Below are 22,739 nucleotides of genomic sequence, written 5' to 3'. Positions count from 1 at the left end.
CGCCGCGCCCTGCCCACGCACCGCCTGCGGGGTCCGAACGGCGGTACCAGGGCCTGTCCGGCGGGTCCTTGAGGATCGGCCCGCAGGGGCGGCTCCCGGGCCACCAGGCCCAGGGGGAGTGCGGTGCGTGCGCTCGCCAAGCGGCCGGAGGCCCTGGTAGCGGAGCTACCAGGGCCTCCGGCCGACGCGTTGAGTACGGGCCTCCCCCGGCCCGCAGGGCCGAGGGGACGGGTGCCGGGCGTCGCAGGCCCGAGAAGACCGCCCTAGTCCCGGGCGATCTCCGCGGCAGCGGACTCGTACCGGCTGCCGATCCTGGCGACAAGCCCGGTCACCTGCCGGGCGATGTCCGGTGCGGTGAGTCCGATCTCGGCGAGCACCTCCGCACGGGAGGCGTGGTCGAGGAAGCGCTCCGGGATGCCGAAGTCCCGCAACGGCATGTCCACGTCCGCGTCGCGCAGGGCCTGTGCGACGGCCGAGCCGACACCGCCCACCCGGCTGTTGTCCTCGACGGTCACCACCACCCGGTGCTGCTCCGCGAGCGGCGGCAGCGCCTCGTCGACCGGCTTCACCCAGCGCGGGTCGACCACCGTGGTGGAGATTCCCTGCTTGTTCAGCAGCTCCGCGACCTCCAGGCACATCGGTGCCAGCGCGCCGACCGAGACGAGCAGCACGTCGGGCGTGTCCGTACCCGCCTCGCGCAGCACGTCCATTCCGCCGATCCGGCCCACGGAAGCGACCGGCGGGCCGACCGCGCCCTTGGAGTAGCGCAGCACGGTGGGGGCGTCCTCCACCTTCACCGCCTCGCGCAGCTGTGCCCGCAGTTGGTCGGCGTCGCGCGGGGCGGCCATGCGAAGCCCCGGCACGATCTGCAGGATCGACATGTCCCACATGCCGTTGTGCGAGGCGCCGTCGGAGCCGGTGACCCCGGCGCGGTCCAGGACGAAGGTGACGCCGCAGCGGTGCAGGGCGACGTCCATCAGCACCTGGTCGAAGGCGCGGTTGAGGAAGGTGGCGTAGACGGCGAACACCGGGTGCAGACCGCCGGTTGCCAGGCCCGCCGCCGAGACGGCGGCGTGCTGTTCGGCGATGCCGACGTCGTAGCAGCGCTCCGGGAACGCCTCGGCGAACTTGTGCAGACCGACGGGCCGCATCATGGCCGCGGTGATCGCGACGATGTCCTCCCGCTCCCGCCCGAGCCGCACCATCTCCTCGCCGAAGACCGAGGTCCAGTCGGCGCCGGAGGACTTCACCGGCAGCCCTGTGTCCGGATGGATCACGCCGACCTGGTGGAACTGGTCGGCCTCGTCCTGCCGGGCGGGCTGGTAGCCGCGCCCCTTCTCCGTCAGGCAGTGCACGATGACCGGTCCGCCGAAGCGCTTGGCGCGCTGGAGGGCGGACTCCAGGGCCTCGATGTCATGGCCGTCGATCGGGCCGACGTACTTCAGGCCCAAGTCCTCGAACATGCCCTGCGGCGCGATGAAGTCCTTGAGGCCCTTCTTGGCGCCGTGCAGCGTCCCGTAGAGGGGCTTGCCGACGACGGGGGTGCGGTTGAGCATCTCCTTGCCGCGGGCGAGGAAACGCTCATATCCGTCCGTGGTGCGCAGGGTGGCCAGATGGTTCGCCAGTCCGCCGATGGTGGGCGCGTAGGAGCGCTCGTTGTCGTTGACCACGATGACCAGGGGGCGGTCCTTCGCGGCGGCGATGTTGTTGAGCGCCTCCCAGGCCATGCCGCCGGTGAGCGCGCCGTCGCCGATCACGGCGGCGACGTGGGCACCGTTCTTCTTCAGTTCGTTCGCCTTGGCGAGGCCGTCCGCCCAGCCCACCACGGTGGAGGCGTGCGAGTTCTCGATGATGTCGTGCGGGGACTCGGCACGTGAGGGATAGCCGGAGAGCCCGCCCTTGCGCTTGAGTTCGGTGAAGTCCTGGCGTCCGGTGAGCAGCTTGTGCACGTACGACTGGTGACCTGTGTCGAAGATCACCTTGTCTTTGGGGGACTCGAAGACACGGTGCAGAGCGATCGTCAGTTCGACGACGCCCAGGTTCGGGCCGAGGTGTCCGCCGGTCCTGGCGACCGACTCGATGAGGAAGTCGCGGATCTCGGCCGCGAGCTCGTCGAGCTCCTCCGAGCTGAGGCCGTCCAGGTCGCGTGGCTCCTCGATGCGGTTCAGCAACCCCCACTTCCCGGTTTCGGACCGGGGGGTCGCCTCCGCCGCCGCAAGCCTGGGCGCCGACCCGGGTGCGGGCGTAGCCGTGGGCTTGGGTTCAGAGGGGGAGACTTCCTGGCCCGCCACCCCGGTGCGTCGCGCTTCGCGCGGCCCCTGCTGCACGGTGCCTCCTGATGTTGTCGTTCCCGGCAATTCCGTTGGGCCTGCTGAGTCTAATGTTCCTACCGCGTACCCGTTCATCGGAGCCGTGAAGCGGGTGAAGCGCTATAGGGGGATGTGTAGACGTGTGAGGGGTGATGTCCCCTTCATCCGGTTGGTGCACCGTTCCGCCGGACGGGCTGGGACGACCGGTCCAGCACCCGTACGCCCGCACATGGCGGTGCCCGGCACCGCCGCGGTGCCGGGCACAACCTCGTACAGGCGTACGACTCGGGTTCTCCGTCAGGGTTCGCCGGGCGGGCCCTAAGTCCTGCCTGCGGTCTTCTGCGTGCGCCGGGAGACCGAGTCGATCACGACCGCGGCGAGCAGCACCGCACCAGTGATCATGAACTGGATCTCGCTGGCCATGCCCATCAGGTCCAGGCCCTGCTGGATGGACATGATCACCAGGGCGCCGAGCAGCGCCGACCAGATCTTGCCCCGGCCTCCGAAGAGGCTGGTGCCGCCGATGACGGCCGCCGCGATCACGTTCATCAGGGTGTTGTCGGCGCCCAGACTCTTGTTCGCGCCGCCGGACTGGCTGGCGATGAACAGCCCGCCGACGACGGCGAGCATGCCCGCGATGCCGAAGACCGTGATCCGGATCTTCTCCACGTTGATACCGGCACGCCGCGCCGCCTCCGCGTTGCCGCCGACGGCGAAGATCTGCCGCCCGTAGAGGGTGCGGCGGGACACGAAGTCGGTGAACACCAGGATCGCGAGGAAGATCACCAGAGCGAGCGGCAGACCGCGCGCACCCTTGGGCTCGTTGAGCTCATAGGCGATCACGAAGGCGATCACCGTGAGCACCCCCGTACGCAGGAGGATCTCGCTCATCGGCCGGAAGGGCAGCTCCGCGGCCCGGCGACGCCGGGAGTCCATCATCAGCGAGGCGAAGTAGCCGAGCACCGCGACGGCCGCGAGGGCGTAGGCCGCCGCCTTGTCCGCGAAGTAGTAGCCGGTGAGGTCCTGGACGATGCTGCCGGCGGGCGTGTTGATGCTGCCCTCGTCACCCATCAGCCAGATCTGCAGCCCGCTCCAGCCCAGGAAGCCGGCGAGGGTGACGACGAAGGCCGGAACACCGACCTTGGCGAAGAAGAAGCCGTGCAGGAGCCCGATGCCGCCGCCCAGTGCGACGGCGAGGAGCACGGCGAGCCAGTCGTTCAGCCCGTGTGTGACGCTCAGCACGGCCCACATGGCCGCGCCGACACCGGCCACCGAGCCGATCGAGAGGTCGATCTCGCCGAGCAGCAGCACGAAGACGACGCCGATGGCCATGATGCCCAGCCCGGCGGTGTAGACGCTGATGTTGCTGAGGCTGCTGGCCGAGAGGAAGCTGTCGTTCTGCGACTGGAAGACGATCGCGATGATGATCAGGCCGACGATGACCGGCAGCGAGCCCAGCTCGCCGCCGCGGATCCGGCGCTGGAAGTCCGTCAGGTAGCCCTTGAAGCCCTGCTCCCGTACCAGCAGCCTCGGGTCGATGGCTGCGCCGGGGGTCGTGTTGCCGTCACCGTTGGTGCCGCCGCCGGCCTTCCCGGCCGCCTGCTCCTCGGCTCCGGCGTCCGCCGCGGCTTCCTCGGCGGGAGCCGGGCCGGTCTTCTTGAGATCACTCATTTCGCCACCTCCGTCGTACGCGCCTGACGACGGGTCACCGCGTTCTCCGAGGCGCCGGTGATCGCGGCGATCACCTCTTCGGGCGAGGTGTCCGCCACGCTGAACACGCCGTTGTTGCGGCCGAGCCGCAGCACGGCGACGCGGTCGGCCACCGCCTGCACATCGGCCATGTTGTGGCTGATGAGCAGGGTGCCCAGGCCGCGCTCGCGCAGTCGCTCGACCAGGTCGAGGACCTGCGCGGTCTGCTCCACACCCAGCGCGGCGGTGGGCTCGTCCAGGATGACGACCTTCGGGTCGCCGATCAGGGCGCGGGCGATGGCGACGACCTGCCGCTGCCCGCCGGAGAGCGAGGCGACCGGGATACGGACGCTGGGGATGCGGATGGACAGCGTCTCCAGCAGTTCCTTGGCGCGCTTCTCCATCGCGACCTCGTCCAGCACCGTTGCCTTGCTCAGCTCGCTGCCGAGGAAGAGGTTGGCGACGACGTCGAGGTTGTCGCAGAGCGCGAGGTCCTGGTAGACGGTGGCGATGCCAAGGGCCTGCGCGTCGTGCGGCCGCTGGATCTGGACCGTGCGGCCCTCCCACGTGATGGTGCCCTCGTCGATCGCGTGCACTCCGGCGACGGTCTTGACGAGAGTGGACTTGCCGGCGCCGTTGTCACCGACGAGGGCTACGACCTCGCCGGGGCTGATCTCAAGGTCTACGGCCGTGAGCGCCTGTACGGCACCGAACCTCTTGGAGACTCCGCGCAACGCCAGCACGGGTTCGTTCGGCACTGGGCCAACTCCGATCTGTCCGGGGAGGCCCCGCCCGTACGCCGTACGGGCGGGCGCCGTCCCCTCGGATGGTTACATCAGGGCGCACCGGGAGGCCGGGCGCCCGCGGTGCCCGCCGGGGAGGCGGACTGCCGTCACTTCAGCCCTGCCGCCTTGCATGCCTTGGCGAACGCGGAGGTGCAGATCTGGTCGACCTTGTACACCTTGTCCTTGATGACGGTGTCCTTGATGTTGTCCTTGGTCACGATCTCGGCGTCGTAGAGCTTGGAGGGGACGCCCTTCTTGCTGCCGCTGTCCACCTTCTCGGGCACGAACTCGTCGATGCTCTTGCCCTCGAGCAGGGCCACCGCGACGGAGGCGGTGGTCTCGGCCTGCGGCTTGATCGCCTTGTAGATCGTGAAGCTCTGGTCGCCCTTCACCACGCGCTGGAGCCCGGCGAGTTCGGCGTCCTGGCCGCCCAGCGGCACATCCTTGAGGCCCGCCTTCTTCAGCGCGGTGGAGATGCCTCCGGCCATGCCGTCGTTGGCGGAGTAGACGGCGTCGAAGCCGTCCTTGCCCTGCGCGGTGATCGCGGCGGCCATCTTCTTGTTGGCCTCGTCCGGCGACCAGTCGGGGATGTCCTGCTCGTAGACGATCTCCTTGACCTCCTTGTCGAGGACGGTGTGAGCGCCCTTCTTGAAGAAGGCGGCGTTCGGGTCGGTCGGCGAGCCGTTGATCATCACGACCCGGGAGTCCTTGGCCTTGTCGCCGAGCGAGTCGACAAGCGCCTGGCCCTGGAGTTCGCCGATCTTCTCGTTGTCGTAGCTGATGTACGCGGAGATGTCGCCCTCGGCCAGCCGGTCGTACGCGACGACCTTGACGCCCTTCTTGGCGGCCTGGTCGACCCAGGACTTGGTGGCCTTGTAATCCACCGCGTCCAGGATGATCACCTTGACGCCCTGGGTGATGAGGGCGTCGAACTGCTTCTTCTGCCGCTCGGTGTCCTGTGAGGCGTTGTTGTACTTGACCTCACAGTCCGCACACAGTTCCTTGATCTTCTGTTCCATCAAGGGGCGGTCGAAAGTCTCGTAACGGGTCGTCTTGTTCTCCGGCAGCAGCAGGCCGATCATCTTGTTGTCGCTGCCCTCGTCTCCCTTGTCGTCGCTGCCTGCTTCACCACAGGCGGACAGGGCGAGAGCCATCGAAATCGTGGCCGCACCAATGACGACGCGGCGCGTCATTGCGTTCATAGAGTCAACCTCCCTGACGAGGCCGCGTCCTTGCGGCCGAGGTGGCCTGAAGTCAACTCGCCGGTAGCGCAACCGTCAAGAAGTAAATCCTTAACGAGACGGCAACGATGCCATGCGTTACGATCCTGAACACAAGAAATGACACAGAGTAAGGAAATGAGATCAGAGAGAGGCCGGGGCAGCCGCTGACGGCGGAGCCTCGGAGGAGTCGAGCAGAGTGGAGTCACCCATCTCGCTCAGCACCAGCGCGAGGGCGCCCAGGACTTCGGCACGGCCGCCCAGCGTGCCCGGAGCCACGGTCAGGTGGCGGGCCGCGCTGGGGATCGCGTAGCGGGCGACCGAGTCGCGTACCGGGTCCAGGACCAGGTCCCCCGCCTCGGCCAGGTCGCCGCCCAGCACCACCCGGCTGGGGTTGAGCAGATTGCACAGGTTGGCGACACCGCTGCCGATGTGGCGGCCGACGTCCGCGAGCAGCCTGCGGCAGCCCGGATCGCCCTCCCGGGCGAGCAGCACGACCTTGGGCATCGTGATGTCGGGCCCGTGACTGGAGTTGAGGAGCGGCAGGACATAGCGCGCGGCGGTGAAGGTCTCCAGGCAGCCGCGGTTGCCGCAGCGGCACACCGGCCCGGACTCGTCCAGCGTGATGTGGCCGATCTCCCCGGCCGTACCGCCCGGGCCCCGGTAGATCTGTCCATTGATCACCAGTCCGGCCCCGACACCGCTGGCGATCTTGATGTAGGCCAGGTCGCGGGCACCGCGGCCGCTGCCCCAGACCTGCTCGCCGAGCGCGCCCAGGTTGGCGTCGTTGTCGACGTAGACCGGTACGCCGAGCCGTCCGGCCAGTTCGTCGCGCGGGCGGGTGCCCGTCCATCCCGGCAGGATCGCGGTGGACCCCAGGGCACCGGTCTCCACGTCTATGGGTCCGGGCACGCCCAGACCGACACCGATGATCTTCTCCCGGTTGACGCGGGTGGAGACGATCAGCCGCTCGACCAGCTGTTCCGCACGATCGAAGCCCTCCGACGCGGAGGCGTCGACGTCGATCGGCTCGGCCTCCTCGGCGAGCACCTGATGCGCGAGGTTGCCGACCGCCACCCGCAGGTGGGTGTGCCCGAAGTCGACGCCCACGACGATGCCCGCGTCCCCGGACAGCGAGACGCTGCGGGCCCGCCGGCCGCCTGCCGAGGTCGGCGTGACGTCGACGGTGCCGTTCTCCTTGAGCTCGCGGACGATGTTGGAAACCGTCGCCGCGGACAACCCGGTGGAACGGGCGATCTCGGCCTGTGTGAGCGAACCCGCCAGCCGTACCGCGCGCACGACCCGCTCAAGATTGGCCCGGTGCAGCGAGGACTGCGACCCCGGAGTCTCCACGACTGACCCACTCCCGCCTCGACGGGCGGCGCGACCACCGGCCCGTCGGCCGCACCACGACAGCGGGGTACGGCCTGTCTCCAACACATGAACTCTAAGAAGACCGTCGGCGGGTATGTCCCGTCAAGACCTTGAACGGTCGGCCGTGCTCAGATGTGAGCCATGGTACGGAAGTGAGCGAACATGGCGGCGCCGGGGCCCGTTTCGGAAACCGTCCCGGAACGGGCCCCGGCTGCGGCGTACGTACCGGGCGTGGGCTGGAGTGCGGGCCGGCCTGTGGGCTGGGTGCCCGCTGGGGTGCGGGCTACTTGACGGCGCCCGCCGTCAGTCCCTCCTGCACCTGTCGCTGGAAGACCATGTAGACCACAAGGATCGGGATCATGGCGATGGAGAGACCAGCGAAGAGGGCGCCCCAGTCCCCCTCGTAGCCCTGGTTGACGGAGAGCTCGGCGAGCCCCTGGGTCAGCAGCGCCTTGTCCGGGTCGGTGGAGTTCAGTGCCAGCGGCAGGAAGTACTGGTTCCACTGGCCGAGGAAGTTGAAGATGCCGATGCTGATCAGGCCGGGCTTGGCCATGGGCAGCATGATCTGGAAGAACGTCCGCGTGTGCGAGGCCCCGTCGATGGTGGCGGCCTCGGCGACGCTGCCGGGCAGGGTGCGGAAGAACGACGTCATGAAGAACGTGGTGAACGGCAGCGAGTACGCGATGTACGCGAGCATGATGCCGTGCCGGGTGTCCAGCAGCCCGAAGTTGTCCATCACGAAGAACAGCGGCACGACCGCGAGGATGATGGGGAACATCATCCCGCCCGCGAACAGCATGTAGATGACACGGTTCCCGCGGAAGCTGAACCGGGCGATGACATACGCGGCCATCGACCCCAGCAGCATCGTGCCGGGCAGCGAGCCGCAGAGAATGATGAGCGAGTTGGCCGCGTATTTGCCGATGTTCGCGTCGGACCAGGCGTTGGAGAAGTTCTCGAAGCTCAGCGAGGTGGGCCAGCCGAAAGGGTTCCCCGTAATGTCCGAGGATTCCCGCAGCGAGTTCACCATGACCCAGATCAGCGGGCCCGCGGCCATGATGACCCACAGCACCAGGAACGCGGAGGAGAAGGCGTTGAGCACGCTCCCCTCGGAGGACTTGGGCGCCTTCCCCGGCGGCGCGGCAGGCGGCTGGTCCGTACGGGCCGCCTCGCCCTCCGGCTCTTCCGCTGTGGTCTTGGTGAGGCTCGTCACCTGCATCTCCCCGCTCATCAGAATTCGATCCGCTCACGCCGGCTGAGCAGCATCATGATCGCCGTGAAGATCATGGTGATGATCAGGAGCACGACACCGACGGCCGTTGCGTATCCCGCCTGGCCGACGTCGAAAGCCTTCTTGTAGAGATAGACCGGCGTCACCAGGGTGCTGTTCCCCGGGCCGCCCGCGTTGATCGTCATGATGTAGACGATCGCGAAGCCGTCCAGGGCCTGGATTCCCATGTAGATCCAGCCGGTCTGCACGGTGTCCCAGATCAGCGGGAGAGTGACCCGGAAGAACGTCTTCGGGCGGCTGGCGCCGTCCAGCAGAGCCGCCTCGTAGATGTCCTTCGGCACCGATCCCATGGCTGCCGAGAAGAGCACCACATAGAAGCCGATGAACATCCAGCACATCACGAACATCACGGAATACAGGGCGATATTGGGATCGGAGAGCCATCCCTGGGTCCAGGATTCCAGTCCCACTATGCGCAGCACTTCGTTGAGCGGCCCCGTGATGGGGTCGTACACCGATCCCCAGACGACGCCGACGATGGCGACGGAGAGCACCTGGGGGAAGAAGTAGACAACCTTGAAGAACTTCGCACCGCGGACGCCGGAGATCGCCTCGCTCTTCCGGTGCCGCCCGCCGGCCTGGAGCATGAAGGCGAAGAAGAGGCCGAGCCCCAGCGTGACCACCGGTGCCACGACGAGCAGCACCACGCTGTTCTTTATCGACGCCCAGAAGTCGTCGTCCTCGAACATCCGGGTGTAGTTGTCCAGCCCGATGTAGTTGAAGTCGCTGCTGTATCCGGACCAGTCCGTGAGTGAATAGTAGAACGCCTGGAAGAACGGCGAGATGACCAGCACGGCGTAGAGCAGCAGCGGTACGACAAGGAACCAGCTGATGAAGCGGTACTTGTCCAGGGTCCGGTATCGCCGGTTGTACTTCACCTTCTTCGGAGTGAAACGGGGCGGCAGCACTAGTGTCGCCGCGAACAACAGATAGTCGCCGAAGGACGCGCGGTCGCCGCCCTTCCGTGGTGCCGGTGCAGTGGGGCTCTTGTCCACTGCCCGCACATCGTTCGCCATGCCGCCCCGCTCCGTACTCACCATCGAACCGATGGACCGAATGGACTCAATGGACTGCGGCCGTCTGCTGAGGCGGGCACAGCCGCCGTCCGGTCAGCTGTGCCGCACCTCAGCCGCAGCCTCTCAGCGCTTGTACTTCTTGATGGAGTCGTCGCCGCTCAGGTCGTCCGCCGCCTTCTGGCAGCGCTTGACCGCCTCGTCCGGCTTGATGTCACCGGCCATCATCGCGGCGATGGCGCCGCCGACCTTCTCCTTGTGGAGCTGCAGGTACCAGTCCGGGAGCCGGGGGCTGACGATGTTCTCACCGGCCGCGTCCAGCGCCGCCTTGGCCGAGGAGAGGCCCGACGGCAGCTCGACCCCGTCGGCGGCCCCCTTGACGCAGGTCAGCGCGGAGACGAGCTTGGTGAAGTTCTGCGTCGACTCCTTGCCCATCATGACGCGCAGCCACTCCATGCCGCCCTCGACGTTCTTGGCCTTCGCGGGCACCATGAACGGCTCGCTCGCCTCGGCCCAGAGCGTCTCGAAGGGCATGGCGTCGGACTTGTCGAGACCGGTGGGCGGAGCCACCGTCATCTTGAAGTCCTTCGGCGTCGTCTTCCTTGCCTCGTTCTCCACCCAGGAGCCGTTCGGCAGGAACAGCGCGTTGCCCTTGGTCCACTGCGTCTGCGACTGGATGTGGTCGATTCCGGGCGTGCCCTTGAGGATGTACCCCTTGGCGCGCAGCTCGTAGTAGGCGTCGAACGCCTTCTTGACGGCCTCGTGCTTCCAGGCGTCCGGCTCCAGGTTGTCGATCGCCTTGAGGACGTCGGCGCCGCCGATCTTGGCGATGAAGGGGTACATCGTGAAGGCGAAGTAATACGGGTGCTTGCCCGCGTACGTCCAGCCCGCCATGCCCTCCTTCTTCGCCTTGGCGCAGACGGCGAGCATCTCGTCCCAGGTCTTGGGGTACTCGACCTCGAGCTTGTCCAGGGCGGTCTGGGAGTACCAGGTGCCGTAGACGGTGTACGAGTAGTTCAGCTGGTAGAGCTTGTCGCCACCGAAGGTGCCCTTCTCCACCACGCCGGGCAGCAGCATCTCCCTGACCGTCTTCGAGCTGTCGAAGAGGGACGGCGCGTCCAGCAGCGCCTCCAGGTCGGCTACCTGCTTGTCCTCGATCAGGCTCGCGATGTCCATGTTCTCGGCACCGGAGTTGTTGATGACGTCCGGCGGGTTTCCCTTGACCATCCGCGGCTGCATCTTGGTGCGGATCTTCTGGGTGCTGGCGTGCTTGACCTTGCCGTAGGACTTCTCATAGACCTTGTGCGCGTCCTTGGCGTACTGGTCGCCATAGCCGCCGTTGAAGATGACGACTTCAGCGCCGGCCTCCTTGTTCACGCCCAGAGGGTTCTCATCGGTCTTCTTGCCCTTGTCGACCTTGTCGTCACCGCTGTCGTCGCTGCCGCTCGCACAGGCCGACAGCGCGGTCATACCGGGCACGGCTACCAGGCCGAGCGCCGCGGCACGCTTGATGACATCACGACGGTTGACATCGGAAGTGGATCCCATGCTCAAGTCCTCGCCTTCTCCAGGACTCAGGCGGTGTACCGGTCTGCCGTCGACTCGCCACTGGCGTGAAGGGCCCGACACCGCGGGTCATTTGAAGCTTGGGTCGTACAGCAATGCTGGGTTCGTACACACCGGAGCCCCCCGGCGCAGCGCCGGGTCACTCGGGGGTGCCGACAGGTATAGTCCACTTGCAGTCGGCAGGGCAAGATCGAAGACACCTTCGGCCGTGAGTCTTTCCCGAGTTGAGACCTCTCGGACATAAGACAGCGCCGCACCCCACGGATGGAGGTACGGCGCTGCCCTTGTGACCTGTGCGTTTATGAGTTGGAGGCTTCCTCAGGTCACTTCCGGATGAGTGACCGCAGCACGTAGTGCAGGATGCCGCCGTTGCGGTAGTAATCCGCCTCGCCCGGCGTGTCGATCCGCACCCTGGCGTCGAAGCCGACGCCACTGTCCGTAGTCACCCTGACCGTCTCCGGGATGCCGCCGTCGTTCAGCGCGGTGACGCCCGTGAGGGTGAACGCCTCCTCGCCGCTCAGCCCCAGGGACAGCGCCGTGGCGCCCTCCGGGAACTGCAGCGGCAGCACGCCCATGCCGATGAGGTTCGAGCGGTGGATGCGCTCGTAGCTCTCGGCGATGACCGCACGGACGCCCAGCAGGGCCGTCCCCTTGGCCGCCCAGTCGCGCGAGGAGCCGGAGCCGTACTCCTTGCCCGCCAGCACCACCAGCGGGATGCCCTGGGCCTGGTAGCTCTGCGAGGCGTCGTAGATGGAGGTGACCGGGGCCTGACCCCCGCTCTCGGAGGCGCGGGTGAAGTCGCGGGTGAAGCCTCCCTCGGTGCCGGGGGCGATCTGGTTGCGCAGCCGGATGTTGGCGAAGGTGCCGCGGATCATCACCTCGTGGTTGCCGCGCCGCGAACCGTAGGAGTTGAAGTCACGGCGCTCCACGCCGTGCTCCACGAGGTACTTGCCCGCGGGCGAGTCGGCCTTGATGGCACCGGCCGGTGAGATGTGGTCGGTCGTCACCGAGTCGCCGAGCTTCGCCAGCACCCGGGCGTCCACGATGTCCTCGACCGGGGCCGGCTCCATGCCCATGCCCTCGAAGTAGGTGGGCTTGCGGACGTACGTGGACTCCGGGTCCCATTCGAACGTGTTGCCGGTCGGAATGGACAGCGCCTGCCACTGGGCGTCACCGGCGAACACGTCGGCGTAGCTCTTGGTGAACATCTCCTGGCCGATGGCCCCGGCGACGACCTCCTCGACCTCCTGCTCGGAGGGCCAGATGTCCTTGAGGTAGACCGGGTTGCCCTCCTGGTCGGTTCCCAGGGCCTCGGTGGTGATGTCCACCTTCATGGACCCGGCGAGGGCGTACGCGACGACCAGCGGCGGGGACGCGAGGTAGTTCATCTTCACGTCCGGGTTGATCCGGCCCTCGAAGTTCCGGTTACCGGAGAGCACGGCGGCGACCGCCAGGTCGTTGTCGTTCACGGCCTGCGAGATCTCCTCCGGCAGCGGCCCGGAGTTGCCGATGCAGGTCGTGCAGCCGTACCCGACGAGGTTGAAGCCCAGCTTGTCGAGGTAGGGGGTCAGACCCGCGCGGTCGTAGTAGTCCATGACGACCTGGGAGCCGGGAGCCAGCGTGGTCTTCACCCACGGCTTGGTGGTGAGCCCCTTCTCCACCGCCTTCTTGGCCAGCAGCGCCGCGCCGACCATGACGGACGGGTTGGAGGTGTTGGTGCAGGAGGTGATCGCGGCGACGGTGACGGCACCGTGGTCGATCTCGTACGTCCGGCCGTCGGCGGCGGTCACCTGGACCGGCTTCGACGGGACGCCGTTGGAGACGGCCGGGGCGTCGGAGGCCGGGAAGGACTCCTTGCCCGCCTCGTCCTGGTCGGTCTCGGAGACATAGTTGCGTACGTCCTGGCCGAACTTGTGCTTGGCCTCGGAGAGCGCGATGCGGTCCTGCGGGCGCTTGGGCCCGGCGATCGACGGCACCACCGTGGCCAGGTCCAGCTCCAGGTACTCGGAGTAGACCGGCTCCTGGGCGGGGTCGTGCCACAGGCCCTGCGCCTTGGCGTACGCCTCCACCAGGGCGAGCTGCTCGGCCGAGCGGCCGGTGAGCCGCAGGTAGGTGAGGGTCTCCTCGTCGATCGGGAAGATCGCGGCGGTGGAGCCGAACTCCGGCGACATGTTGCCGATGGTCGCGCGGTTCGCCAGCGGCACGCCGGGGACGCCGTCACCGTAGAACTCGACGAACTTGCCGACCACGCCGTGCTGACGCAGCATCTCGGTGATGGTCAGCACCAGGTCGGTGGCGGTGGTGCCGGTGGGCAGCTCACCGCGGAGCTTGAAGCCGACGACGCGCGGGATGAGCATCGAGACGGGCTGGCCGAGCATGGCCGCCTCGGCCTCGATGCCGCCCACGCCCCAGCCCAGCACGCCCAGGCCGTTGACCATGGTGGTGTGCGAGTCGGTGCCGACGAGCGTGTCGGGGTACGCCTGGCCGTTGCGGACCATCACGGTACGGGCCAGGTGCTCGATGTTCACCTGGTGCACGATGCCGGTGCCGGGCGGAACGACCTTGAACTCGTCGAAGGCCGTCTGGCCCCAGCGCAGGAACTGGTAGCGCTCCTTGTTGCGCCCGTACTCCAGGTCGACGTTCTGCCGGAAGGAGTTGGCGGTGCCGAACTTGTCGGCGATCACCGAGTGGTCGATCACCAGTTCGGCGGGCGCGAGCGGGTTGATGCTGTCGGCGTCGCCGCCCAGCTCCTTGACGGCCTCACGCATGGTGGCCAGGTCAACGACACACGGCACGCCCGTGAAGTCCTGCATGATCACCCGGGCCGGCGTGAACTGGATCTCCTGGCTGGGCTGCGCCTCGGGATCCCAGCCGCCCAGCGCGCGGATGTGATCGGCGGTGATGTTCACACCGTCCTCGGTGCGGAGCAGGTTCTCCAGCAGGACCTTCAGGCTGTACGGAAGACGGGCCGAGCCCTCCACCTTGTCCAGCTTGAAGATCTCGTACGACTCGTCGCCCACCGGCAGTGTGCTGCGGGCGTCGAAGCTGTTCGCCGACACGACAGTCTCCTTCAATGCATCAATTGCCGATCCGCTATGGTGGTCCAGGCTTGGTTAGGCAAGCCTTACCAGCGGCGGTGGCGTGTGCGCCTTCGACAGTTATCTCGATTATCTCGATGTCGAGATAACTCTAGTACACGACCGCCGCGCGGTCATGCCCAGCCCGGCGCGCGGCGCGACGAAAAGCCCGGGCGGCGCCATGCAAAGCGGGGAGCCGCAGGCCGCACGGAGGTCAGCGCCGCACGGAGGTCAGGGCCACAGGTCAGGGCCGAAGCTGCATCCTGCGGCGGTACGCCTCCGACAGGGCGGCGTTCACGAGCGTCACCAGACCGAGCACGGCCGCCGCGACCGGATGGCCGACTCCGTAGACCGCCAGGGCACCGCCGCCGAGCACCACCGCCTTGACGCACAGGACCCCGGCCAGCGGCAGCCGTACCCGTGCGCGCGGTGCGGCGAACGCCCCCCACGCCAGCATCGCCGCGAGGGGCGTCCCCAAGCCCAGCAGCCACGGGAACACGGCACCGCTTCCGGCCGAGAAGCCCCACCAGCCCAGAGCGGCCAGCGCCGTCAGCTCCAGCAGGAAGGCCAGCACCTCGTTCGCCGCGAACCATGGGCGGCCGGCCATCGCCTCCGCGTGGTCGCGGGCCTGATCGGCCGTCACCGCCGGGCTGCCACAGGACGGATCGGACGGGTCGGACGGATCACGGATCTCATGGGCATGGCACTCCCCGCTCGGGCCGCACTCGGCCCCACAGGCTGCCACGTCCACTGGTTCCGCACTACGGCCGCCCGCCCCCGCCCGGGGGTGCCGCTCGCCGTGCGGAGCCTGGCGCGGTCGGAGAGACTGGAGCGGCGAGCAGATTCGCGCCACCCGTCGGGCGGCGCCCGGGCAGAAGTTGGGCGAAGGTCGGCAGACCACCCGATTGGACGCACCCAACGAAGTGGCTATCTCATATCTGAGATAGCGTAGACCACATGAGCGACGACTACCTCGCCCGTATCGGGCAATTGATCCGTGACGCACGCCAGCATCGCGGCTGGACGCAGACGCAGCTCGCCGAAGCCCTGGGCACCAGCCAGAGCGCGGTCAACCGCATCGAGCGTGGTAACCAGAACATCAGCCTGGAGATGATCGCCCGGATCTCGGAGGCGCTGGACAGCGAGATCGTCTCGCTCGGCTACTCCGGCCCGATGCATCTGCGGGTCGTCGGCGGGCGGCAGTTGTCGGGCAGCATCGACGTCAAGACCAGCAAGAACGCATGCGTCGGCCTGCTGTGCGCCGCACTCCTCAACTCCGGGCGCACGGTCCTGCGCCGGGTGGCGCGGATAGAGGAGGTCTATCGCATCCTTGAGGTACTGAGCTCCATCGGCGTCCGCTCCCGCTGGATCAACGACGGCGCGGACTTGGAGATCGTGCCGCCCGCCGAACTCGACCTCGACGCCATGAACGCGGACGCGGCCCGGCGTACGCGCAGCATCATCATGTTCCTCGGACCGCTGCTGCACCGGGCCGAGCAGTTCCGCATCCCCTACGCCGGTGGCTGCGACCTCGGCACGCGCACCGTGCAGCCGCACATGATCGCGCTGCGCCGCTTCGGCCTGGAGATCACGGCGACAGACGGGATCTACCACGCCCGCGTCGACCGCTCCATCACGCCGGACCGCCCGATCGTGCTGACCGAGCGGGGCGACACCGTCACCGAGAACGCGCTGCTGGCGGCGGCCCGGCACGACGGGGTGACGGTCATCCGGAACGCCTCCTCCAACTACATGGTCCAGGACCTGTGCTTCTTCCTGGAGCAGCTCGGCGTCCGGGTCGAGGGCGTCGGGACGACCAGCCTGACCGTGCACGGAATGGCCCAGATCGACGTGGACGTCGACTACTCCCCCTCCGAGGACCCGGTGGAGGCGATGAGCCTGCTCACCGCGGCAGTGGTGACCGAATCCGAACTGACGGTACGCCGGGTGCCGGCGGAGTTCCTGGAGATCGAGCTCGCCGTGCTGGAGGAGATGGGTCTCGACTTCGACCGGACCCCGGAGTACCCGGCGGACAACGGCCGCACCCGGCTGACGGACCTGACGGTCCGCCCGTCCAAGCTGGAGGCGCCGATCGACAAGATCCACCCGATGCCGTTCCCCGGACTGAACATCGACAACGTCCCCTTCTTCGCGGCGATCGCCGCAGCCGCGCAGGGCCAGACCCTCATTCACGACTGGGTCTACGACAACCGCGCGATCTACCTGACGGACCTGAACCGGCTGGGCGGCCGCCTGCAACTCCTCGACCCGCACCGCGTCCTGGTCGACGGCCCGATCCGCTGGCGCGCGGCCGAGATGATGTGCCCGCCCGCACTCCGGCCCGCCGTCGTCGTCCTCCTGGCGATGATGGCCGCCGAGGGCACCTCGGTACTGCGCAACGTCTATGTGATCAACCGCGGCTACGAGGACCTGGCCGAGCGGCTGAACGAGGTGGGGGCACAGATCGAGACCTTCCGCGACATCTGATCGACAAGGCCGCCGCCCTTCCCTGACCAGGCTGAACGCTGGTTCGGAAGAGGGCGGCGGATCGCGTCGACGGCGGCGGTGCCTCGCGCGCCCGCGCGAGGCAGTGGCGCAGGGCGTGGAAGCCGTGTCGCTCGATCCGGGCCCCGGCCGGCGGGCTCAGACGCGTTGGCGCGTGAAGCGCTGGTTGGCGTTGCCGGTGTAGGTCCATTGGGAAATGCGGGCTCCGTCAGCCGTGGAGTATTCCCAGACGTCCATGGCCAGGCCGCTGGCCCGATTGACCAGGCTGACCGTGCCGTCGCCGTGGTCGACGATCCTCCACTGCTGGCCGGCGGCGCCGGTGTCGGGCTGCTGGGTGACCTCGCTGCCGCCTTCGTTGCCGGTGGCCTGGAGCACCAGGCCCGAGTGGCGGGCCTTGACGCGGACGTGACCGTCGCCGGAGTCCAGGAACTCGAACTGCTGGTGGAGTCCGCTGCCGGCCGTCCACTGGAGAAGTCTCGCCCCGGCCGCGGTGGATGCCTCGCTGATGTCGGCCGTCTTGCCGCTGTGCTGGGCGACCAGGCGGTAGTAGCCCGGGCCGCCGGGGGTGTCGCCCAGCTGGGCTTCCCACCTGGTGTTGGCCCCGGACGCGTCGGCGGGGAGGCGGTCGCGTGCGGCGGTGTCGCCGTACATGGTCCAGCGGGCCCAGTCGACGACGGTCCTCGGGAAGCGTTGGTCGCTCCAGAAGCTGGTGTGGCTGCCGCCGACGAAGGTGAGGAACGCCTTGGGCCAGGTCATCTCGGTGTACGCCTGCCGGGCGGAGGAGTACTGGGTGGTCGAGTCGCGGTCGCCGTGGACGAAGAGGACCTTGGCGTTGACGGAGGAGGACGGGTTGCCCATGTCCTCGCAGGACTGGGGGTTGGCGGAGATGATCCGGCTGTCGGGCCAGGAGGTGAGCAGGCCGTGGGTGACCATGCCGCCCAGGGAGTGGCCGGAGACGCCGACGCCGATACCGGTGTTGATGTGCCCGGCCAGCGGACCGCTCGCGTTGAGCGCGAGGGTGTTGGTGATGATCTGCGAGACGTCCTTGGAGGTGTTGCCGTTCCTGACGTCGGTGAAGCTGTGGTTGAAGTGCGGTGCGGGGACGATGAAGCCCGCCGAGGCCAGGGCCCGGATGATGAACAGGGAGTTCTGCGGGCTGCTCCCGAAGCCGTGGGTCATGTTGTAGACGGGGAAGACGCCGTTGGCGACCGGGGCGTCCGTCACCGGGTTGCCGCCGGGGGTGCCGGTGGCGGGGTAGTAGACGTAGGTGGTGCACGGGCGGCTGCCGCGGGTCCAGTTGTACCGGCGCACGCCTACGGCGTACGGCTGGGCCGGGGCGGGGTCGGCGAACGCCTGCCCGGCGCCGAGCAGGGACACGCCCGCGCCCGTCGCTGCGACTGCGCTCAGGGTCAGGAAGGTGCGTCGTTGCATCCGAGGACTCCTGATGTGAGATGAGCGAATGGTTGGCTGGCTGATGTGGGGAGCCGGCGTCCAGGTCTTCGGCGGCCGGGACCACCACCTTCACGTTCGTCGTCGGTCCGGGGCCTGTCGGCCGGCCGGGGCTGTCCCGGCCGGCCTGGAGGTGTTGTTCCTTCCCGGGTGCCGGCGGGGTGCCGTCAGCGCACGTAGATGTTGGGCTGCGGCGGGCGGGTCATGCCGGAGCCGAGGAAGTAGCTGGGGTGGGGCGGCTGGTTGTAGGAGGTGTTCTGCCAGGCCAGGGCGACGCGGTACTGGGCATCGTGGGCCAGGGTGTGCAGTTTGGTGGTCGTGGGGGTGGACGTGGCGTAGATGCGCAGGGCGTTGTTGCCGGAGTGGCGCCAGATGACCTCCTCGCGCCAGTCGCCGAAAAGGTCGCCCGAGAGCACCGGGGTGGACTTGGTGCCGTTGCTGGAGGCGACGCCGCTGCCGGTGAGCAGCCGGGAGTCGCCGCCGGTGCCGTACTTGTCGACCTGGGTGCCGTTCAGGAGTTCGCGCACCGGGTCGGCGTCCCACCAGGCGAGGAAGTTCGCCGAGGACGGGTTGCGGCCGACGTTGCCGCCGGAGGAGTTGCGCAGGTTGCTCATGTTCGGTCCGGAGCCCCAGAACTCGGCGCCCGCGTTGCCGGCGTAGATGTCACTGGCCACGCCGCGGCCCGGTCCCTCGTTGGAGCCACTGGTGGGGGTGCGGTGGATGACCTGCCCGGTGCGGGCGTCGTGCAGGTCGGAGCCGGGCTGGTTGCTCGACTCGTGGATGGAGAAGACCTCCAGGCCGGCGCGGTTGGGCACGAAGTCGCCGACGTGCAGGGCGTCGCCGTGGCCGAAGCCCGTGGAGTACATCAGGCGGCCGTTGTCGTCGATGGTCGCGGAGCCGTAGACGATTTCCTGGCGGCCGTCGGTGTCGACGTCGGCGATGGACAGCTGGTGGTTGCCCTGACCGTACGCGGCGCCGTTGCCGGAGGAGTTGGAGTCGAACTTCCAGCGCTTGACAAGCTGCCCGTTGCGGAAGTCCCAGGCCGCGATGACGGCGCGGGTGTAGTAGCCGCGGGCCATGATCAGGGAGGGCCGCTGGCCGTCGAGGTAGGCGGTGCCGGCCAGGAAGCGGTCCACGCGATTGCCGTAGTTGTCGCCCCAGGAGGAGACGTTGCCGCGCGGCGGATCGTAGTTGACGGTGGACATCGCTGCGCCGGTCAGACCGTTGAACATGGTCAGGTACTCGGGTCCGGCCAGGATGTAGCCGCCGGAGTTGCGGTGGTCGGCGCCTGCGCTGCCGATGACCGTGCCCTGGCCGTCGCGCGTGGCGTCCGCCGTCTTCATGGCCACCTCGGCGCGGCCGTCGCCATCGTAGTCGTACACCTGGAACTGCGTGTAGTGCGCCCCGGCCCGGATGTTGCGGCCCAGGTCGATACGCCACAGCCGCTGGCCGTTGAGCCGGTAGGCGTCGATGTAGACGTTTCCGGTGACGCCGTCCTGCGAGTTGTCCTTCGCGTTGGCAGGGTCCCACTTGACGATCAGCTCGTACTGCCCGTCGCCGTCCACGTCACCCGGGCTGGCCTCCACGGGCGTGTAACCCGAGCCGGGCGAAGACAGCGGCACATCCAGGTAGTTGCCGCCGGTGAAGCGCAGCGAGGACTCCGAAGCCGGCTGCTCCGTGCCGTCCACCACCGCGCGCACGGTGTACGAGGCATCCGAAGGTGCGTCGTTGTCACGGTAGTTGGTGGAGTCGGTGACCGGCGAGCCGTTCACCTTCGCGCCGTTGCGGTATACGTTGAACGCCGTGTCGTAGCTCTCGGTGCCCAGCAGCCGCCAGGACACCAGATTGCCCGAGCCTGAACGCACCGATACCAGGCCCCGGTTCAGGTCCTCCATCTGCCGGGCCTCACCGACCGGCGGATCGGGATCCGGGTCGGTGCCGCCGTCGACCTTGACCAGCCGCCACTGCTGATTGAAGCCGTCGACGTCGTCGTACTGCGAGATCCGGGCGCCGTCCTCCGCCGACTGCTCCCAGACGTCCAGAGCCTTGCCGCTGTTGCGGTTGATCAGCTGCACATACTGGCTGTCGATGTCGACCACGCTGAACTGCTGATTGACGGCATTGTTGTCCGTCCACTGCATGACGTTCGCGCCGTTGGCCGTGGACCACCCCTCGACGTCGAGCACCTTGCCACTGTGCCGGGCCATGATCCGGTAGTACCCGTTGCCCGAATCGACGAACTGGAACTGCTGGTTGGCGGCGGTTCCAGGGGTCCACTGGACGACCTCGGCGCCGTCGGCGGTGGACCTTTCGGAGATGTCGATGGCCTTGCCACTGTGGCGTGAGACCAGTTGGTAGTAGGCGGACGTGTCGATCACGGCCGCGCTCGCGCTGAACGCGGGCGGGGCGCCCAGTGAGACGGCGGCCAGTAACACCGCCAGCAGTAACGTGACCGGCCCGCGCGTTCTTCGCAGACTTCGGACGGACATGTGCGGCTCCTTCAGGTGGGCGGGTAAGGGCTTGCGTGCTCCCCGGCAAACGAATGAAACGATTCATCTACATCGCGCACGAGAGGCGGGTCTTGTTCTCGCATGGGTGGGAGCGCTCCCAGTGAAGCTAGAGGCGACCGCCGGGAGCGGCAAGACCTGTGCACGGACTGAATGTGACAATCTGTTGGATCAAGTGGGTTCCCGACGCAGGGTCACGGTTGGCCATCCCTGCATGCGACCGATTCACGCCAGCGCGTCGACTGATCTCAACCTGAGAGGTAAGGGCGCTAGTTGGCTCGTCAGCGCTGTGCACTGCCAAGCGCGAGGCCCCGGGAAGTTGGCGGATCCGACGGCTTGCCGCATGTCGGGCGTCTTAGTATCGTCCCTCAATTATCAACAGAACCGGAAAAATCTCGACGGCTTCTCCGGCGTCGCGACGACGAGCCGCACGCGTCACGATGGAACCGCTCACGCCCCCGGGCCGGACGACGCGCCGGGCGATCTCGGCAGCCTCGGCGGGTTCGTGGATGGCCCGCCCCTGCGCTTTCGCCCGGGCTGCCGTGTGCTAAGGGCTGTCCCGTGATCCCTGGCGGGCGCGCGGCGTCAGCTGCGGCACCTCGCTGCGTTGCCGGAACGCCCGGGATACGCCCAGTATGAGGACGCCCCTCCGCCTGGCGAAGCACCGCATCTGACGCCGCGCGCTGATCCACCAGGGACTACGGGACAGCCCTTAACCCGGCTCGTCCGTGCCGCAGCGCTCCCGGACCCAGGCGTGGAACTCCGCGATGTGGTGTTCGCTGGGGACGAGGACGCCGCCGTGGCGGTAGGCGCGTGAGCCCATCATCAGGTGGCATCGCTCGCAGGCGGCGAAGTCCTGTTCGTTCACGCGATGGAACAGCTCGACGGAGCGGGAAAGGTCCCGTTCCTCCTCGATGACCTGCGGGAGGTAGAGCCAGTCGCACTCGACGCGCGTACGGTCGGCCGCGGTGGGATACAGGCGGTGCACGATGACATGGTCGGGCACGAGGTTCAGGAAGACCTGCGGCCGGATGGTGATCGCGTAGTAGCGGCGGTCCTGGTCCGCGCCGATGCCGGGGATCGGTTCGAGTCCGTGACCGCCGTCCACGGTGAATCCGCTGACGTCCTGCCCGAACTCCGCGCCGTGGCCCACGTAGTACTGCGCGGCGAAGCCGTCGGCGAACTCGGGTAGCACTTCGGTCAGTTCGGGATGGATGGTGGCGCAGTGGTAGCACTCCATGAAGTTCTCGATGATGAGCTTCCAGTTGGCCCGTACGTCGTAGCTGACGCGGCGGCCCAGCTCCAGCGTGTGGATGGCGTAGCGCTCCACGGCGCCGGTGTCGCCGAGCCGTTCGGTGACGGACCCGATCACGTCGTCCTCGAAGGAGGGCGGTTCTTCGGCGAGGCAGACCCAGACGTAGCCGAGCCATTCGCGTACGTGCACCCGGACCAGGCCGTGTTCGGTGCGGTCGAGGTCCGGCATGCTCGTCAGGTTGGGGGCGGCGGTCAGCTTGCCGTCCAGGTCGTACGTCCAGGCGTGGTAGGGGCATTGGAAGCCGCGCCGGACCTCGCCCTGGGGCTCGGTGCACAGTTTGGCGCCGCGGTGGCGGCAGATGTTGAGAAAGGCGCGCACGGCGCCCTCGCGGGACCGGGTGACGAGGACGCTCTCGCCGCCCACCGGCACCGTGCGGAAGGCACCGGGGCGGCCGAGGTCGGCGGCACGTACGGCGCAGAACCACATCTGCTCGAAGAGGTGCCGCTGTTCGCGCGCGAAGATCGCGGGGTCGGTGTAGTGGTGGCCGGGCAGGGTCGGCAGCAGGCTGTCCGGCAGGATGCGCGCGCCGGTGGTGGTGCCCGTCGCCGTGGAGCCGGTGCTGCCGGTGGTGCTGCCGGAGAGGCCGGGGAAGCCGGTGGTGGTCATGTCGCACCTCGTTGTCGGGTGAACGGGATGGCT

The 22,739-nt window shown here is 68.1% G+C and carries 14 protein-coding genes; 1 reads left to right on the top strand and 13 read right to left on the bottom strand.

Annotated features, from left to right (window positions below):
- Positions 1 to 263: 263 nt before the first annotated feature.
- The 10 genes from dxs to LHJ74_RS13100 all read right to left on the bottom strand — a co-directional run bounded on the left by dxs (position 264) and on the right by LHJ74_RS13100 (position 14,931).
- The gene (dxs, locus tag LHJ74_RS13145) at positions 264 to 2,171 is read right to left on the bottom strand and encodes a 1-deoxy-D-xylulose-5-phosphate synthase (RefSeq protein WP_260218148.1); all 1,908 of its coding nucleotides are present in this window, start codon (positions 2,169 to 2,171) and stop codon (positions 264 to 266) included.
- A 456-nt stretch (positions 2,172 to 2,627) separates the two neighbouring features.
- On the bottom strand, positions 2,628 to 3,980 hold the full coding sequence (locus tag LHJ74_RS13140) for a sugar ABC transporter permease (RefSeq protein ID WP_260218147.1): 1,353 nt from the start codon (positions 3,978 to 3,980) through the stop codon (positions 2,628 to 2,630).
- Positions 3,977 to 4,756 (bottom strand): ATP-binding cassette domain-containing protein, encoded by a 780-nt coding sequence (locus LHJ74_RS13135; protein WP_260218146.1) that lies wholly within the window; start codon positions 4,754 to 4,756, stop codon positions 3,977 to 3,979. The genes LHJ74_RS13140 and LHJ74_RS13135 overlap by 4 nt, the downstream gene beginning before the upstream one ends.
- Positions 4,757 to 4,890: 134 nt before the next feature.
- Positions 4,891 to 5,985, bottom strand: a complete 1,095-nt coding sequence (locus LHJ74_RS13130) for a substrate-binding domain-containing protein (RefSeq protein WP_375546736.1) — start codon at positions 5,983 to 5,985, stop codon at positions 4,891 to 4,893.
- Positions 5,986 to 6,147: 162 nt separating this feature from the next.
- Positions 6,148 to 7,356, bottom strand: coding sequence for an ROK family transcriptional regulator (gene rok7B7, locus LHJ74_RS13125; RefSeq protein WP_260218145.1), 1,209 nt, complete (start codon positions 7,354 to 7,356; stop codon positions 6,148 to 6,150).
- 304 nt (positions 7,357 to 7,660) lie between these two features.
- Positions 7,661 to 8,596 (bottom strand): carbohydrate ABC transporter permease, encoded by a 936-nt coding sequence (locus LHJ74_RS13120; protein ID WP_375546743.1) that lies wholly within the window; start codon positions 8,594 to 8,596, stop codon positions 7,661 to 7,663.
- Between the two features lie 11 nt (positions 8,597 to 8,607).
- Complete coding sequence (locus tag LHJ74_RS13115; RefSeq protein ID WP_260218143.1) at positions 8,608 to 9,684, bottom strand: carbohydrate ABC transporter permease; 1,077 nt, start codon at positions 9,682 to 9,684, stop codon at positions 8,608 to 8,610.
- Positions 9,685 to 9,807: 123 nt separating this feature from the next.
- Complete coding sequence (ngcE, locus tag LHJ74_RS13110) at positions 9,808 to 11,229, bottom strand: N-acetylglucosamine/diacetylchitobiose ABC transporter substrate-binding protein (protein ID WP_260218142.1); 1,422 nt, start codon at positions 11,227 to 11,229, stop codon at positions 9,808 to 9,810.
- 341 nt (positions 11,230 to 11,570) lie between these two features.
- The gene (gene acnA / locus LHJ74_RS13105) at positions 11,571 to 14,306 is read right to left on the bottom strand and encodes an aconitate hydratase AcnA (protein WP_260218141.1); all 2,736 of its coding nucleotides are present in this window, start codon (positions 14,304 to 14,306) and stop codon (positions 11,571 to 11,573) included.
- 262 nt (positions 14,307 to 14,568) lie between these two features.
- Complete coding sequence (locus tag LHJ74_RS13100) at positions 14,569 to 14,931, bottom strand: YrdB family protein (protein WP_260218242.1); 363 nt, start codon at positions 14,929 to 14,931, stop codon at positions 14,569 to 14,571.
- A gap of 350 nt (positions 14,932 to 15,281) precedes the next feature.
- Here LHJ74_RS13100 and LHJ74_RS13095 point away from each other — a divergent pair, with 350 nt between their 5' ends.
- Positions 15,282 to 16,811 carry a helix-turn-helix domain-containing protein gene (locus LHJ74_RS13095; RefSeq protein ID WP_260218140.1) on the top strand — a complete coding sequence of 510 codons (1,530 nt, stop codon included), beginning with the start codon at positions 15,282 to 15,284 and terminating at the stop codon, positions 16,809 to 16,811.
- 156 nt (positions 16,812 to 16,967) lie between these two features.
- Here the strand turns inward: LHJ74_RS13095 and LHJ74_RS13090 are convergent, their stop codons facing one another.
- The 3 genes from LHJ74_RS13090 to LHJ74_RS13080 form a co-directional block, all read right to left on the bottom strand.
- The gene (locus LHJ74_RS13090; protein ID WP_260218139.1) at positions 16,968 to 18,260 is read right to left on the bottom strand and encodes an RICIN domain-containing protein; all 1,293 of its coding nucleotides are present in this window, start codon (positions 18,258 to 18,260) and stop codon (positions 16,968 to 16,970) included.
- A 185-nt stretch (positions 18,261 to 18,445) separates the two neighbouring features.
- Positions 18,446 to 20,767 carry a rhamnogalacturonan lyase family protein gene (locus tag LHJ74_RS13085; RefSeq protein WP_260218138.1) on the bottom strand — a complete coding sequence of 774 codons (2,322 nt, stop codon included), beginning with the start codon at positions 20,765 to 20,767 and terminating at the stop codon, positions 18,446 to 18,448.
- Between the two features lie 730 nt (positions 20,768 to 21,497).
- Positions 21,498 to 22,706 (bottom strand): aromatic ring-hydroxylating oxygenase subunit alpha, encoded by a 1,209-nt coding sequence (locus LHJ74_RS13080; RefSeq protein ID WP_260218137.1) that lies wholly within the window; start codon positions 22,704 to 22,706, stop codon positions 21,498 to 21,500.
- Between the last annotated feature and the right edge of the window lie 33 nt (positions 22,707 to 22,739).

The organism is Streptomyces gossypii (assembly GCF_025165795.1).
GTDB lineage: Bacteria > Actinomycetota > Actinomycetes > Streptomycetales > Streptomycetaceae > Streptomyces > Streptomyces gossypii.
The sequence above is the reverse complement of the archived record's forward strand: the minus strand, read 5'-3'. Positions and strand labels throughout refer to the sequence as shown.